This window comes from Geodermatophilus chilensis (assembly GCF_002802985.1).
Taxonomy (GTDB): domain Bacteria; phylum Actinomycetota; class Actinomycetes; order Mycobacteriales; family Geodermatophilaceae; genus Geodermatophilus; species Geodermatophilus chilensis.
Genome location: NZ_NVPT01000031.1, coordinates 19,925 through 35,538 on the forward strand (window position 1 = coordinate 19,925; position 15,614 = coordinate 35,538).

At 74.5% G+C, this 15,614-nt stretch carries 11 protein-coding genes and 2 pseudogenes; 7 read left to right on the forward strand and 6 right to left on the reverse strand.

Annotation, left to right across the window (positions count from 1 at the left end; translation table 11 throughout):
- Positions 1 to 20: 20 nt before the first annotated feature.
- Positions 21 to 1,088 (reverse strand): 4Fe-4S dicluster domain-containing protein, encoded by a 1,068-nt coding sequence (locus CNO22_RS07470; RefSeq protein WP_100498769.1) that lies wholly within the window; start codon positions 1,086 to 1,088, stop codon positions 21 to 23.
- Positions 1,089 to 1,131: 43 nt separating this feature from the next.
- Positions 1,132 to 4,422 (reverse strand): annotated as a pseudogene (gene fdh, locus CNO22_RS07475) (formate dehydrogenase).
- 344 nt (positions 4,423 to 4,766) lie between these two features.
- Between fdh and CNO22_RS07485 the strand changes: the two are divergent.
- The 6 genes and pseudogenes from CNO22_RS07485 to CNO22_RS07510 all read left to right on the forward strand — a co-directional run bounded on the left by CNO22_RS07485 (position 4,767) and on the right by CNO22_RS07510 (position 11,850).
- Positions 4,767 to 5,567, forward strand: coding sequence for an MBL fold metallo-hydrolase (locus tag CNO22_RS07485; RefSeq protein WP_100498772.1), 801 nt, complete (start codon positions 4,767 to 4,769; stop codon positions 5,565 to 5,567).
- Between the two features lie 152 nt (positions 5,568 to 5,719).
- Positions 5,720 to 5,971 (forward strand): annotated as a pseudogene (locus CNO22_RS28920) (DedA family protein); the annotation flags it as partial.
- 214 nt (positions 5,972 to 6,185) lie between these two features.
- The gene (locus tag CNO22_RS07495; protein WP_100498773.1) at positions 6,186 to 8,333 is read left to right on the forward strand and encodes a phage holin family protein; all 2,148 of its coding nucleotides are present in this window, start codon (positions 6,186 to 6,188) and stop codon (positions 8,331 to 8,333) included.
- 85 nt (positions 8,334 to 8,418) lie between these two features.
- Entirely contained in the window at positions 8,419 to 9,393 is a 975-nt protein-coding gene (locus CNO22_RS07500) for a glucosyl-3-phosphoglycerate synthase (protein ID WP_100498774.1), read from the forward strand.
- 292 nt (positions 9,394 to 9,685) lie between these two features.
- A complete protein-coding gene (locus CNO22_RS07505) occupies positions 9,686 to 10,648 on the forward strand; it encodes a glucosyl-3-phosphoglycerate synthase (protein ID WP_100498775.1) in 963 nt (320 codons plus the stop codon).
- Complete coding sequence (locus CNO22_RS07510) at positions 10,645 to 11,850, forward strand: glycosyltransferase (RefSeq protein ID WP_100498776.1); 1,206 nt, start codon at positions 10,645 to 10,647, stop codon at positions 11,848 to 11,850. The genes CNO22_RS07505 and CNO22_RS07510 overlap by 4 nt, the downstream gene beginning before the upstream one ends.
- Positions 11,851 to 11,878: 28 nt before the next feature.
- Here CNO22_RS07510 and CNO22_RS07515 read toward each other — a convergent pair whose 3' ends face one another.
- Positions 11,879 to 12,850 (reverse strand): Gfo/Idh/MocA family protein, encoded by a 972-nt coding sequence (locus CNO22_RS07515; RefSeq protein ID WP_100498777.1) that lies wholly within the window; start codon positions 12,848 to 12,850, stop codon positions 11,879 to 11,881.
- Positions 12,851 to 13,269: 419 nt separating this feature from the next.
- Here CNO22_RS07515 and CNO22_RS28185 point away from each other — a divergent pair, with 419 nt between their 5' ends.
- On the forward strand, positions 13,270 to 13,962 hold the full coding sequence (locus CNO22_RS28185; protein WP_198588165.1) for a TetR/AcrR family transcriptional regulator: 693 nt from the start codon (positions 13,270 to 13,272) through the stop codon (positions 13,960 to 13,962).
- An 82-nt stretch (positions 13,963 to 14,044) separates the two neighbouring features.
- Here CNO22_RS28185 and CNO22_RS07530 read toward each other — a convergent pair whose 3' ends face one another.
- The 3 genes from CNO22_RS07530 to CNO22_RS07540 all read right to left on the reverse strand — a co-directional run.
- Positions 14,045 to 14,557, reverse strand: coding sequence for a TetR/AcrR family transcriptional regulator (locus CNO22_RS07530; protein ID WP_232806868.1), 513 nt, complete (start codon positions 14,555 to 14,557; stop codon positions 14,045 to 14,047).
- Between the two features lie 144 nt (positions 14,558 to 14,701).
- Positions 14,702 to 15,034 carry a hypothetical protein gene (locus CNO22_RS07535; RefSeq protein ID WP_100498779.1) on the reverse strand — a complete coding sequence of 111 codons (333 nt, stop codon included), beginning with the start codon at positions 15,032 to 15,034 and terminating at the stop codon, positions 14,702 to 14,704.
- Positions 15,035 to 15,327: 293 nt separating this feature from the next.
- The coding region (locus tag CNO22_RS07540; protein ID WP_232806869.1) for an enoyl-CoA hydratase-related protein at positions 15,328 to 15,614 on the reverse strand (287 nt) is incomplete at its 5' end.

Here is a 15,614-nt window from a genome sequence, read left to right on the forward strand (position 1 = left end):
GGGTGACCTCGCGAGCTCGGTCACCTGGGCCTCCGTGAGCCGAGGACGGCGGACATCGCGACCCCGACGATCATCGCGGCCGCGGCACCCGCGGCCTTCCACATGGCGGGCAGGTCGCGGGTGGTGACCACCGGGTCCGGCGGCAGCCCGTAGACCTCCGGCTCGTCGAGCAGCAGGAAGAACGCCCCCGCGCCGCCGACGCCGTCGTCCTCGTCCCGCCCGTAGAGCCGGGCGGTCTCGACGCCCTGCGCCTTGAGCGTGGCCAGCCGCGCATCGGCGCGGGCCTGCAGCTCGTCGAGGTTGCCGAACTGGATCGACTGGGTCGGACAGGCCGTCGCGCACGCCGGCTGCAGCCCGTCGGTCAGCCGGTCGTAGCACATCGTGCACTTGAAGACCCGCCCGTCGTCCTTGCGCTGCTCGATGACGCCGTACGGGCAGGACGGCACGCAGTAGCCGCAGCCGTTGCAGATGTCGCCCTGGACGACCACGGTGCCGAACTCGGTGCGGAACAGCGCCCCGGTCGGGCAGACGTCCAGGCACCCGGCGTGCGTGCAGTGCTTGCACACGTCCGAACTCATCAGCCAGCGGATCTGCTTGTCGGTCCCCGACTGCCCGGTCTGCGGGTCGAACTCCGACAGCGCCTCGGCGTTCAGCACGCTCTGCTGCGCCGTCGCCAGGCTCTCGTCGTTCGGGCCGTCGGTGACCGAGCGGCCGCTGTCCTGGCGGTCGTCACCGGGCCGGCCGAACGTCGGCATCGGCAGGTCCACGGTGCGGGTCTGCTCGACGAACGCCACGTGCCGCCAGGAGTTGGCGCCCAGCTGCCCGGTGTTGTCGTAGGACATCCCGGACAGCCCGATGACGTCGCGCACGCCGTGCGAGTCGTCCATCGGCAGGGTGTTCCACTCCTTGCACGCCACCTCGCAGGCCTTGCAGCCGATGCACACCGAGGTGTCGGTGAAGAACCCCACGCGAGCCGGGTGGTCGCCGTCGTAGCCGGCCTCGCCCTGCACGTCGGGCAGCGGCCCGAACAGCCGGTTGTCGGGGTCGCGCCCGGTGAAGGCCGGGCTCGCCGAACTGATCGAGGTCACGCCGGCCTCCTCTCTCCTGCTCCGGTCCTCACGGTCTCGGTCCTCACAGCGTCGATCCCTCGCCGGCCTCGGCCGCGACCGGGTCGCGGCCGTTGACCCCGACCCGCCCGGACGCGACCCCGGCGCGCTGCCGGTAGCCCTCCACGAAGTCGATGAGCTCCGGGCCGCGCGGACGCCGTCCCGGCCGGATGTCGGCGGTGCTGACCTTGTCCTCCTGGATGTGTGTGTTCGGGTCGAGGACGATCCCGAGCAGGTCGTTGGCCGAGTCGCCGGTCGAGATGCCGCTGTAGGACCAGTGGTAGGGCATCCCGATCTGGTGCACGACCTGGCCGTCCCGCAGCCTGATCGGCCGGATCCGCTCGGTGACCAGCACCTTCGCCTCGATCGCCGTCCGCGCGCTGACCAGCGTGGCGTACTCGCCGTTGGTCAGGCCGCGCAGCTCGGCGAGCTCCGGGCTGACCTCGACGAAGAACTCCGGCTGGAGCTCGGACAGGTAGGGCAGCGTGCGGCTCATCCCGCCGGCGGTGTGGTGCTCGGTCAGCCGGTAGGTGGTCACCTGGAACGGGAAGACGTCCGACAGCGGCGGGTTCTCCCGGTTCCACGGACCCGGGATGCGCTCCACCGTCGGGTTCGCCTGCTGCTTGTACAAGGCGTTCTGGACGACGGACTCCGCCGGCTCGTAGTGCGTCGGCAGCGGGCCGTCGACCACGCCCGCGGGCGCGAACAGCCACGCCTTGCCGTCGCCCTGCATGACGAACGGGTCGGCACCGCCGATCGCGTCCTGCGCCCGGGCACCGTCCGGCGGCACGTAGTCCGGCCGCTTGGTCGCCTCGAAGTCCGGGTTGTCCAGACCGGTCCAGCGACCGGCCTCCTCGTCCCAGTAGACGTACTTCTTGCGCTCGCTCCACGGCTTGCCGTCGGGGTCGGCCGACGCGCGGTTGTAGAGGATGCGCCGGTTGTACGGCCAGGCCCAGCCCCACTCGGAGGCCACCGGGCCCTGCTCGCGACCGGGCTTGCGCCGGGCGGCCTGGTTGACCTCGTCGGCGTAGACGCCGGAGTAGATCCAGCAGCCGCACGAGGTCGAGCCGTCGTCCTTCAGCTCCAGGTAGCCCGACACCGCACGCCCGTCCGGGCCGGTGCCGTTGATCTCCCGCAGGATGGCCTCGGCGCTCGGCTCCTGGTCGTGCCCGTGGAGCGGGTAGTCCCAGGTCAGGTCGAGCAGCGGGCGGTCCCGCGGGTCGGTGGAGCCGGCCAGCCGCTCGCGCAGGATGCGACCGAGGTGGAAGTAGAACCACAGGTCGCTCTTGGCGTCGTTCGGCGGCTCGACCGCCTTGTGCCGCCACTGCAGCACCCGCTGGGTCTGGGTGAAGGTCCCCTCCTTCTCCGCGTGCGTCGCCGCGGGCATGAAGAAGACCTCGGTGCCGATCGTCTCGGGCGCGAGCTCCCCGGTCTCGATCTCCGGCGACTCCTTCCAGAAGGTGGCCGACTCGATCATCTGCAGGTCGCGGACGACCAGCCAGTCGAGGTTGGCCAACCCGAAGCGGTTCATGCGCCCGTTGGGGTGCCCGACCGTCGGGTTCTCGCCGACCAGGAAGTAGCCGGAGACCTTGCCCTTGATCATGTCGGTGATCGTCCGGTACGAGCTGTGGTCGCCGTCGATCTTCGGCAGGTAGTCGAACGCGAAGTCGTTCTCCGGCGTCGCGGCGTCGCCCCACCAGGCCTTGAGCAGGCTGGTCATGTAGGCGCGCTTGTTGCCCCAGAAGCCGGCCTTGCCGGCCGCGTCGGCGCAGTACTCGTCGAGGTCGCCGTGCTGCAGCGCGTGCGGCATGGGCAGGTAGCCCGGCAGCAGGTTGTACAGCGTCGGGACGTCGGTCGAGCCCTGGATGCTCGCGTGCCCGCGCAGCGCCAGGATCCCGCCGCCGGGGCGGCCGATGTTGCCCAGCAGCGTCTGCAGGATCGAGCAGGTGCGGATGTACTGCGCGCCGACGCTGTGCTGCGTCCAGCCCACCGAGTACACCCACGCCGTCGTCCGCTCGCGGCCGCTGTTCTCGGTCACCCAGCGGGCGACCTGCAGGAAGACCTCCGGCTCGATGCCGCAGACCTCGGCCACCATCTCGGGCGTGTAGCGATCGAAGTGCCGCTTGAGGATCTGGAACACCGAGCGCGGGTGCTGCAGCGTCTCGTCGCGCTTCGGCTTGGCCGCGATCGGCGGGCCGCCGCTGCCGGCCGCCTGGGCGTGATCGGTCTTCTTGACCTCGGGGTCCTGCTCCCTGCGGTCCTGCTCCGCAGCGCCGGCCGGGTCGTCCGAGCCGGAGTGCGGCGGCTCCTCCGGCTCGTACTGCCAGCTGGACTCGTCGTACTGGTTCTTCTCCGGGTCGAACCCGGAGAACAGGCCGTCGAGGTCCTCGGAGTCGACGTAGGCCTCACCCACCAGCGCCGCGGCGTTGGTGTAGGCGACGACGTACTCCTTGAAGTACAGCTCGTTGTCGAGCACGTACCGGATCAGGCCGCCGAGGAACGCGATGTCCGTGCCGATGCGCAGCGGCACGTGCAGGTCGGCGATCGCGCTGGTGCGCGTGAACCGCGGGTCGATGTGGACGACCTTGGCGCCGCGCGCCTTGGCCTCACTCACCCACTGGAAACCCACCGGGTGGCACTCGGCCATGTTCGAACCCTCGATGACGATGCAGTCGGAGTTCGCGAGGTCTTCCTGGAAGTTCGTGGCGCCGCCACGACCGAACGAGGCACCCAGACCGGGCACCGTGGCGGAGTGCTATATGCGCGCCTGGTTCTCGATCTGGATCGCGCCCAGGGCGCTGTAGAGCTTCTTCATGAGGTAGTTCTCCTCGTTGTCGAGGGTCGCCCCTCCGAGGCTCGCTATCCCCATGGTGCGGTTGACGCGCTTGCCGTCGTTCTCGTCCTGCCAGCCCTTGCGGCGGGCCTGGAGCACCCGGTCGGCGATCATGTCCATCGCCGTGTCGAGGTCGAGGTCCTCCCACTCCGTCCCGAACGGACGGCGGTACTTCACCGTCGTCACGCGGGTCGGGCTGGTGACCAGCTGCTTGCTGGCGCTGCCCTTCGGGCACAGCCGCCCGCGGCTGATCGGCGAGTCCGGGTCGCCCTCGATCTGGACGATCTGCTCGTCCTTGACGTAGATGCGCTGGCCGCACCCCACCGCGCAGTACGGGCACACGCTCTGCACGACGCGGTCGGCGGTGGCCGTGCGGCTCACCACGTTCTCCGTCGCCTTGCTGCGTGCGGCCGCGCCGCGTCCGAGGGGGTCCGGCCCGGTCAGCTGCCGGAACACCGGCCACGCGTCGAGCCAGGTCTTCACGTGCGCAACTCTGCCACTTGTGCGTCAGCTCGGCGCTGCGGGACCCACCATGTCCGATGACAACCGTCCGTTGCGGTTCCGCGGACCGCCGTGCGCCGGGCCCCTCCGCCGTGATCACGGGGGCGTTGCACCGTCGACCGGCGTGTCGTCGCGTGTCACCTGCAACGACCCCGTGATCACCTCGCGGTCTCGGGCGGCCGGTTGGGCGGGATGTCGGCCAACCCCCCGATCGACTCGATCGAGGTCGGAGGCAGACCGGGAGAGGGGAGGTCCCGCACCCCGGACGTACCCCGCACGGGTCGAACCGGTGCCGGATCGTCGGTGGGGCGGTCGATACTGGACCAGTGGGCGGCCTGCACCTGCACTTCCTCGGCCACTCGACGGTGCGCGTCGAGTCGGCCGGGCACACGGTGCTGACCGATCCCCTGCTCACCGGGCGGGTCGGGCCGCTGCGCCGGGTGGTGCCGGCGCCCGCGCCGGAGACGTACGCCGGGGTCGACCTGGTGCTCATCAGCCACCTGCACGGCGACCACCTGCACCTGCCCTCGCTGCGGTTGCTCGACCCGGACGTGCGGGTCGTCGTCCCCCGCGGCGCCGGGGCGTGGCTCCGGGCGCGGGGCCTCCGGCACGTGGCCGAGGTGCTGCCCGGCGAGACGATCACCCACGGTGCGCTGCGGGTCACCGCCGTCCCGGCCGAGCACTCCGGGCACCGCTGGGGCCCGCGGCTGACGCACGGCCCCGACACCGGCGCGGTCGGCCACCTGGTCGAGGGCGCCGGGCGGACCGTCTACGCCGCAGGCGACACCGACCTGACCGACGCGATGTCACTGCTGGGCGAGCGCGGGGTCGACGTCGCGCTGCTGCCGGTGTGGGGGTGGGGGCTCACGCTGGGCCCCGGCCACCTCGACCCGGCGGGCGCGGCCGAGGCGGCGGCACGGCTGCGGCCGCGGGTCGCCGTCCCCGTGCACTGGGGCACCCTCGCGCTGCCCGGTGCCGCGCGGCTGCCGCGGATGCGCCAGCTGCTCACCGATCCGCCGCGCGACTTCGCCGCCGCGGTCGCCGCCCGCGGCCTGGACACCGCCGTGGTCGTCGCCGAGCCGGGCCGGCCGGTACCGCTGCCGGAGCCCGTCGGGACGACGCCGTGAGCGCGCTCGCCGCCGGCTGGACCGACGGCTCCATCGGCTACCCCGTCCTCTTCGGCGGCGTGCTGCTCGGCTCGGTGGTGCCCGTCGTGCCCACCGGGGCGGTGGTCGGCGCGGGCGCGGCGTTCGCCGTGACCGCGCACGAGCTCGACCTCGTGCTCGTCGTACTGGTCGCCACGCTCGGCGCATGGGCCGGTGACCTCATCACCTTCGCCATCTGCCGGTTCGGCGGGCCGGCGGCGGTCCGCTGGGTCGCCCGCGGTCAGCACGCCGACCGGGTCGAGGAGATCCGTGAGCAGTTCCGGCGGCACGGCTGGCAGATCATCGTCATCGGCCGGCTGCTGCCCGCGGGCCGCATCCCGGTGCTCCTGGCCGCCGGCGCGCTGACCTACCCGTGGCGGCGGCTGCTGCCGGCGTCCCTGCTCGCCGCGTTCCTCTGGGCGGTCGCCTACGCCGCCCTCGGCGTGCTCAGCGGCGGGATCTTCGACTCCCCGCTGGTCGCCGTCCTGCTGGCCACCGTGCTGGTGCTGCTCGTCGGGGCGGTCCTGAACGCGGTCGGCTCGCACCGCCGGCGCACCCCCGACCCGGAGCCCGAGCCCGACCCTCGGCCTGCGGCCCGGCATGACCGCGCCCTCGGGGCGGGTCCTCCAGCGGGGCCGCACGCCGGCGCGCGTCGTCCTCACCTGGGCGGCCAGCACCGCCGCGCTCGTCGTCCTCGACCGCTGGCTCGGCGCCTTCGACATGCCGTCGTGGTGGCAGCCGCCGCTGATCGCGCTGCTGCTCGGCCTGCTCACCGGCGTCGTGTGGCCGCTGGTCATGCGGGTCGCGCTGCCGCTGGCCTTCTTCACCCTCGGCCTGGGCAGCTTCCTGCTGCTGGGCGCCGCGGTGCTCGGCCTGTCCTTCCTGGTGCCCGGCGTGGTCATCGCCGACCTGCGCACCGCGGTCGTCGTCGGCGTCGCCATGGCCGGGGTCTCCGGGCTGGTCAGCAGCGTGCTCGCCCTCGACGAGGACGAGCTCTTCTTCCGCCGCGCGCGTCGCCGGGCCCGGGGGACGGCGGAGGGCGAGCCGTGCCCGCCCGGCGTGCTGTTCCTGCAGATCGACGCGCTCTCGTACGACACCGCCCGCCGCGCCGTCCGCGACGGGTCGATGCCGAACCTGGCCGCCTGGCTGCGCGCGGGCAGCCACGTGCTGACCTCCTGGCACACCGACTGGAGCTCGCAGACCGGAGCCTCGGTCTGCGGCATCCTGCACGGCTCCAACGCCGACATCCCCGGTTTCCGCTGGTACGACAAGGAGCGCGACCGCATCGTCCGGGTGTCCTCGCCGACCGACGCCGCCGAGATCGAGCGGTCGCACTCCGACGGCCGCGGGCTGCTGGCCGGCGGCGGTGCCGGCCACGGCAACCTGTTCACCGGCGACGCCGAGCACGTCAGCCTCACGATGAGCTCGCTGGCGCACGTCGTCCCCGCCGCCAGCCGGCGCGCGCGGCAGCGGCGCGAGCGGCCCGGCACGGGCTACTACGCCTACTTCGCCGACCCGGGCAACGCGCTGCGCACCATCGCGGTCTCCCTCGTCGACGTGTACCGCGAGCTGGTCGCCGCCGCCCGCGAGCGCCGGGACGACGTCCGGCCGCGGATCTCGCGCGGCGGCTTCTACCCGCTGGCCCGGCCGGGGACGACGGTCATCTCCCGCGACGTCGTCGTCTTCGCCCTGCTGGAGGACATGTTTGCCGGCCGGCCGGTCGCCTACGCGGACTTCCTCGGCTACGACGAGGCCGCCCACCACGGCGGGCTCGAGCGGGCCGACAGCCTGGCCGTGCTGCACAGCATCGACCAGCAGATCGGCCGGCTGCACCGCGCCGCCCAGCTCGCGCCGCGCGAGTACCACCTGGTCTGCCTCTCCGACCACGGCCAGACGCAGGGCGAGTCCTTCGCCACCCGGTTCGGGGAGACCGTCGAGCAGCTGGTCGGCCGGCTCTGCGGCGGGCGCGGCGAGCTGCCGGCCGGGCACCTCACCGGTCCGCGGGACAGCCGGCGGCTCACCGAGGGCTGGCAGGTCGGGGCGGCGCTGGCCGAGAGCGGCGGGCCGATCGCACGCCGGCTGCGCGAGCGGGTGGAGCGCGCCGAAGGGGTGCCGCACGCGCACGAGCTGCCCGCCGGCCGCGAGGGCCGGGTGCCCCGGGTGGCCCCGGGCGTGGTGGTCGCGGTCTCCGGCCACACCGCGATGGTCTCCTTCGCCGACATGCCCGGCCAGGTCTCGCTGGAGGAGATCGAGCGACACTGGCCCGCGCTGCTGCCCGGCCTGGTCGACCACGACGGCGTCGGCTTCCTGCTCGTGCACTCCGAGGAGCACGGCCCGGTGGTGCTCGGCCGCGACGGGCTGCACCGCCTGGCGACCGGCGAGGTGGTCGGCGAGGACCCGCTGCTGCCCTACGGCCCGCACGCCGCCGGCCTGGTGGCCCGCGGCTCGACGTTCCCGCACTGCCCGGACGTCGTCGTCAACAGCCGCTACGACCCGGGCACCGACGAGGCCTCGGCGTTCGAGCCGCACGTCGGCTCGCACGGCGGGCTCGGCGGACCGCAGCAGCACGCCTTCCTGCTGCACCCGCGCTCGTTCCGGGCGCCGGGCGAGGTCGTCGGCGCCGAGGCGCTGCACCGGGTGCTGCGCGGCTGGCTGACCGACCTCGGCCACCCCGAACCGACGGGGGACGGCGCTGCCGTCGGAGCACTCAGCGCGACGGCCCTGCGCTCCTCCGGCATCCGGGTGTGACCTGCGGCAGCACACCCGGTGACGTCCTCGTGAACTCCGTCGTGCCCCGTGGCGCCGCGGTGATCACCTCGCCGAGAGTGGGCTGATGCGACCCGACGCGCGCGCCTGGTTCGAGACCCGGACCACCGCGGCCCCCTCCCTCGACGCGCTCGACCTCGAGGTCCTGCTCCGCGCCAAGCGCCGCGGGCAGCACCGGGTCAGCGTCGTCCTCCCGGCCCGGGACGAGGAGGCGACCGTCGGCGGGCTGGTCGCCGACCTGCACGAGCAGTGGGTCCAGCGGGCCCCGCTGGTCGACGAGCTGCTCGTCGTCGACTCCGACTCGATCGACGCCACCGCCGCGGTGGCCCGCGCCGCCGGGGCCGAGGTCGTCGCCGCCGCCGACGTGCTCCCCGGCCACGGCAGCCGCCCCGGCAAGGGCGAGGCGCTGTGGAAGGGGCTGGCCGCGACCACCGGCGACCTCGTGGTGTTCCTCGACGCCGACCTGCTCGGCGACGTCCGGCACTTCGTACCCGGACTGCTCGCCCCGCTGCTCACCGACCCGCAGGTCGACTACGTCAAGGGCTGCTACACCCGGCCGCTGGAACTGGGCGGGTCGTCGGTCCCGGCCGGCGGCGGACGGGTCACCGAGCTGACCGCGCGGCCGCTGCTCGACGCGCTGTGGCCGGAGCTCGCCGGGTTCGTGCAGCCACTGGGCGGCGAGTACGCCGGACGACGGTCGGCGCTGGAGCAGGTGCCGTTCGTGTCCGGCTACGGCGTCGAGGTGGGGCTGCTGGTCGACCTGCTGCGGCTCTCGGGGCTCGGCGGGCTCGCGCAGGTCGACCTGGGCGTGCGCCGGCACATCTCGCAGGGGCAGGAGGCGCTGGGCCGGATGGCCGGGCAGGTCGTGTCGACGGTGCTCACCCGGGCCGGGCGCGGGCACTCCGGCGGCCTGCTCACCCAGTTCCGGCACGACGGCACGGGGTTCGTGCCGCACAGCACCGCGGTCGCCGTCGACGAGCGGCCGCCGCTGGCGACGGTGGCCGAGTACCGGGCGCGGTTGGGCGACGTCGTCGTCGGCTGACACCGGACTCCCCCTGGACCTCGGCTCCTGCTCGCACACGAGAGCGGGGGCCGGGCTTCCGCGGGGGTACCCGTGCGCCGGCGGCGGAGGGCCCGCAGCGCCCGACTCTCCCCTCCGGACAGTCGGGCGCTGCCCACCATGCGGGGCAGGGGCTGAGCGGCCGGAGGGTCACCTCCCAGCGGGAGACCGGACGCGGACAGCGGCCCGCGACGAGCCCTTCTCGTGCATCCTGTCGCCCGACGGGGACCTCCGTGCCGACATCGACGTCGGCACCCGGCCTGGGGGGAGACGCGTGCGACCTGACGTCCGCCGCTGGCTCCATCGCCGCACCTTCACCGCCGAGACGTGGCAGGCACCCGACCTGGTGAACGCCAAGGGCACCCGCGGCGTCACCGTGAGCGTCGTGCTCCCCGCCCTCGACGAGGAACGCACCGTGGGCGCCATCGTGGCCACGATCCGCGAGGCCCTGGTCGAACGCTGTCCGCTGGTCGACGAGGTGGTCGTCGTCGACAGCGGGTCCAGCGACCGGACGGCGGAGGTCGCGGCCGCCGCCGGCGCCCGCGTCGTCTCCGTCGACACGGTGCTCCCCCGCCACGGCAGCCGGCCGGGCAAGGGCGAGGCGCTGTGGAAGTCGCTGCACGCGACCACCGGCGAGCTGATCGTCTTCGTCGACTCCGACCTGGTCGACTTCGACCCGAGGTTCGTCGTCGGCCTGCTCGGCCCGCTGCTCACCGAGCCCAGCATCGGCTACGTCAAGGCGCTCTACGACCGGCCGCTGACCACCACCGACGGGATCGTGCCCTCGGGCGGCGGCCGGGTCACCGAGCTGGTCGCCCGCCCGCTGCTCAACGCCTTCTGGCCCGAGCTGGCCGGCTTCGTCCAGCCGCTGTCCGGGGAGTACGCCGGCCGCCGGGAGCTGCTCGAGCAGGTGCCGTTCGTCTCCGGCTACGGCGTGGAGCTCGGCCTGCTCGTCGACCTGGTGGCCCTGGCCGGGCTCGACGCGCTGGCCCAGGTCGACCTCGGCACGCGACAGCACACCCACCAGGCCGACGCGGCACTCGGCCGGATGGCCGGGCAGATCCTGCAGACCGCGCTCGCCCGCTGGCAGTGCACGGGCCGGCCGGAGAGCGAGCTGCTGCAGTTCCTGCGCACCGGCGACGGCCTCGAGGGCGTCACCTGGGACGTCGGGGTGGTCGAGCGCCCGCCCATGCGATCGGTCCGCGCCGCCGATCGCCGGGCCGGGGGCCGGTCGTGAAGATCCTGATGGACGCCGGCCCCTGGCTGCCGGTCCCGCCGCCCGGCTACGGCGGCCTGGAGAACGTCGTGGCCACGCTCACCACGGAGCTGCGGGCCCGGGGACACACCGTCGTCCTGGCCTCGGTCGGCGACTCGACGCTGCCGGTCGACGGCCTGGTCAGCGCCTTCCCCAGCGGCCGGTTCGAGCAGCTCGGCGGGCCGTACCCGCAGGTGGTCGGCACCGCGCACGCGCACGAGCAGGTGGTGCTGGCGACCCTGGCCGAGCACGCGCTGGCCGGTGCGCCCTTCGACGTCGTGCACAGCCACGTCGAGGTGGTCGGCCCGGCGCTGCTGGTCGGCCTGGGGGACGCCGCCCCGCCGACGCTGGCCACGCTGCACTGGGACACCCGCCGCAACGCCGACTTCTGGGCCTCCTTCGACGGCGCGGGCCGGGTCTGGTTCGCCGGCGTCTCCGACACCCAGGTGGCCCAGGCGCCCGCGGCGCTGCGCGAGCAGGTGGTCGGCGTCGTCCCGCTGTCGGTGCCGGTCGACGGCCCACCCCCCGTGCCGCGGACGGACCGGTCCGACGCCGTCCTCGTGCTCGCCCGGCTGTGCGAGCCCAAGGGCATCGACACCGCGCTGCGCGCCTGCCGCGCGGCCGGGGTGCCGCTGGTGCTCGCCGGACCGGTGGGCGGGCTGCCCGACCGGGAGGCGCTGGAGCGGGCCCTGGCCACCCCCGGCCACCCGGCTCGCTCCCACCCCGACGTCGCGTGGTTCCTCGAGCACGTCGACCGGCACCTCGACGGCGGCTCCGCGCGGTGGATCGGCAGCGTCGGGGGTGCGGCGAAGGACGAGCTGCTGCGCACCTCCCGCGCGGTGCTGTTCCCCATCCGCTGGGAGGAGCCCGGCGGCACCGCCGTCTGCGAGGCCCTCGCCGCCGGGACGCCGGTGGTCGCCATGGCCCGCGGCTGCCTGCCCTCGCTGGTGGACGACGGGCGCACCGGCTTCCTCGCCACCGACGAGGCGGGCTTCACCGCGGCGCTGGGGCGGCTCGACGAGATCGACCCGGAGACCTGCGCCGCCGAGGCCCGCCGCCGCTTCGCCCCCGCCGTGATGGCCGACGGCTACGAGCGGCTCTACGCCGCGACGCTGGCCCGCGCGCGCACCCGGTCGCGCACCCGGTCGCGCAGCGCTCTCCCGCGGCGGCTCCCTGTCGGCTGACGGTCGGCGATTTCCGCGGAAATGGCCGTCACGGCCGGACGGCCTCCCCGGTGCGCGCGGACCCCGCGATCGCCACCGCGACCCGGTGGGTGCGCAGCGCCTCGGCGTAGTCGACCAGCCCCTCCGCCGGCGCACCGCCGGCGAGCACGTCGACGAACGCCCGGTCGACCGCGGTACGCCCGTCGACCCGCGGCTCGCTGCGCCGGGCGCCGTCGGCGGTCGTGACGGTCAGCGCGGTCTCGGTGAGCTCGACCGCCGCGCCGTCGCACACCACGTCGAGACCGGCGGCCAGCTTGCCGGGCAGCGAGCAGGCGGCGGTCACCGTGCCGACGGCGCCGGAGTCGAAGGTGAGCAGCGCGGCGGTCGCGTCGTCGACGTCCCGGCCCTCCGCGGTGGACGGCGCCGCGGTGGCGCGGACCTCGACCACCTCGCCGGCCAGCAGCCGGGCCAGGTCCAGCACGTGGGTGAGCTGCTCGACCACCTGCCCGCCGGACCGCTCCCGCCGCGACCACCAGGCCGGTGGCGGCACCTTGTCCAGCCAGGTGGCGTCGACCAGCCGGGGCCGGTGCGCGGCGCAGACGGCGCGGGCGGCGGCCACCGTGTCCAGGTGCCGCCAGTGGTAGCCGGTGGCGGTGGGCAACCCGGCCCCGGCCACGGCGCGCGCCACCTCCTCGGCGACCGCGACGCCGGTGGCCAGCGGCTTCTCGACGAAGAAGGGGAGGCCGGCACGGACGGCGGCCAGCTCGAGCTCGCCGTGCGCGAAGGGCGGCACGCACAGCCAGACGCCGTCCAGCCGCTGGGCGAGCAGCCGGTCGACGTCGTCGACCGCCAGCACGCCGAGCTCGGCGGCGAGCGCGTCGGCGGCACCGGGGACGGCGTCGGCGACGCCCACCAGCTCGACGTCGGGGAAGCCGGCCAGCGTCCGCGCGTGGCGGGCGCCGACACCACCGGCCCCGACGAGTCCGACGCGGACGGGGGTGCCGGTGCTCGGTTCGCCCATGGCGGGGTCCTGCCCCGGCCGCGGAGCGCGCAACCGCAGGTCGGCCGCGGAACGGGCGTCCCCGACGACCGCACACGCCGCGCGACACGCCGACCTGAGGCACTCTGGGAGGGGTGATGTCGTCGTCCGCACCGTCCCCGCCGGCCCCGCCGGGCGCGGGACCCACCGTCCGCGACCCGAGCCGTGGCTCCGTGCCGCGGCCGGTGCCCGACGACGACCCGGCCCGGCGGGCCGACGGCGACACGCCGATCCGCCGGCAGACCACGCTGGCCGGCCCGGCCGGCCACCCCGACGCGACCGCACCATCCATCCTGGTGGAGAGGCGGGGGCGAGCTGTGCTGGCCGACGGGTCCGAGCGCACAATGGCCGGTGAAGCGGGGCAGACCGTGTTATCTACGGAGCGGAGTTAACCTGGCACCGTGAGTGATGTCATTGACCGGCGCGCCCGCAAGAAGGCGCAGACCCGGACGCTCATCCGCGAGACCGCGCAGCGACTGTTCGCCGAGCGCGGTTTCGAGGCGGTCACGATCGCCGACATCGCCGCGGCAGCGGACGTCGCCGTCCAGACCGTCTTCAACCACTTCCCGACGAAGGAGGACCTCTTCTTCGACGGGCACACGCCGTGGGTGGAGGGCGCCGCGGAGGCGGTGCGCTCCCGCCCGGCGGGCACCGCTCCGCTCGACGCCCTGCACGCCTACCTCGTCGAGCGGGTCGCCGTACACGTCCGGCAGCTCACCGACCCCGAGGGGCGGACGTTCGACGCCACGCTCGAGGCCTCCCCCGCGCTGCGCGCCCGCGAGCGCGAGCTGCACCACGAGGCGACCGGGCGGCTCGGCGACGCGCTCTACGAGGTCTGGTCGACCGAGGGCGGCGCCCCGGCGGTCCCCGACGACGTCCGCACGGCCGCCTCGGTGACCGCTGCGGTCTGGCTGGCCGCCGTCCGCACGCTGATCGTCCAGCACCGCCGGCTGCTCACCGGCCCGGCCGGTGCACTCCTCGGTGACGCCGAGGAGGGCGTCACCCTCGCCTGCTCGGTCGCCGAGCAGGTGTTCAGCGGGCTCGGCTCGGCGATGTCCCCGCGGGCGAAGGGCGGGCTGCGACCCACCGGCTGACGTCAGACCGGAGCGCGTTCCTCGTCGAGCGCGACCACCGGCAGCAGCACCTCGTCCAGCACACGCTGCACCTCGTCGCGACTCATGGGGCCGCGGGCCGAGGTGTAGCGCTGCACCAGAAGGCCTCGATGACCGAGCACAGCAGCGCCAGCCGCGCGGCGGGGACCTCGTGCCCCCGCTCGGCCGCCCGGGCGCCGATCGTCTGGACGGCCTCGGCGAGCGGGCGGACCAGCGCGACCTCCAGGCCGGCGCGCAGGTCCTCCTCGTGGCGGGCCGCGCCGACCAGGCTGGCCGCCGCCCGCTCCTCGCGGTCCAGCGGCCGGCGCCAGCGGTCGACGAGCGCGGCCAGGTCCTCGCGCAGCGAGCCCTGGTCGGCCGGCACCCGGACCAGCGTGAAGCGGCCCACCGCGGTGCGCGCCATCGCCGCCATCGTGGGCCAGCGCCGGTAGATACCGGCCTTGCCGGCGTGGGCACGTGCGGCCACGCGGTCGCTGTTGAGCTTGCCCCAGCCCTCCTCGGCCAGGATGTCGACCGCGACGGAGAGCAGCTGCTCGGACAGTTCGGCGCTCAGTGGACGCCCCGGCGTGCCGCTCACGCCAGGACCAGGGAGATACGGGTCACGGAGTCATCGTGGCGCGCGGCTGGAGTCACCACAACGACGACACCGGCGAGTTCCCGGTTTTTCAGAGATTTCACGTTCCGGAAACAAGGGGGGTCGTCCGGCCTGTCACCCTGCGCGTCAGGCCCCCGCGGCGCTCTCGACCCGGACTCGCAGGCCCGCTCCGTCGTCCACCAGGCGACCCGCGTCCGCCGCCTCCGCGACCACGCCGTCCCAGCGCTGCCCCCAGTCACCGGCGCCGGCCTGGGGCTCGGCAGCCGCCCGCAGCGCCGCGACGTCCAGGACGCCGGTCTGCGCGTCCTCCACCCGGCCCAGGCCGGCGTCCCGCAGCACCTGGTCGGCCTCCTCGTCGGTCACCGCACCGAGGGCCAGGTGCACCCCGGTCAGGTCGTCGACGTCGACCACCCGCACCTCGGGCCGCTCGTCGGCACCGCCCACCACCTCGACGATCACGTTGTCCTCCTCGTAGTTCCGATTGCCCCCCTGCAGGGTCCCGCCGTGGCCCCGGCCCGGGTCCCACCCTGAGCTCGCGCAGGGTGGGGAGGACGGGGTCCTTCCACGGTGGGGGCAGGAGGGTCCTCTCTCACACGTGCCATGCCCACACACGTGTTCCGCCACGGCTCCGCTCCTCGCTCGCAGAGCTCGCTGCGATGCTCACCGCGCGTCACACGTGCCATGCCCACACACGTGTTCCGCCACGGCTCCGCTCCTCGCTCGCAGAGCTCACTGCGATGCTCACCGCGGCGTCACACGTGCCAGGGGAAACGGGAGAAGTCCGGATCCCTCTTCTCCAGGAACGCGTCGCGTCCCTCGACGGCCTCCTCGGCCATGTACGCCAGCCGCGTGGTCTCCCCCGCGAACAGCTGCTGGCCGACCAGCCCGTCGTCGATGAGGTTGAAGGAGTACTTGAGCATCCGCTGCGCGGTCGGGCTCTTGGCCACGATCCGTCGTCCCCAGTCCAGCGCGGTGCGCTCCAGCTCGGCGTGCGGGACGACGCGGTTGACCATGCCCATGCGGTGCGCGTCCTCGGCGG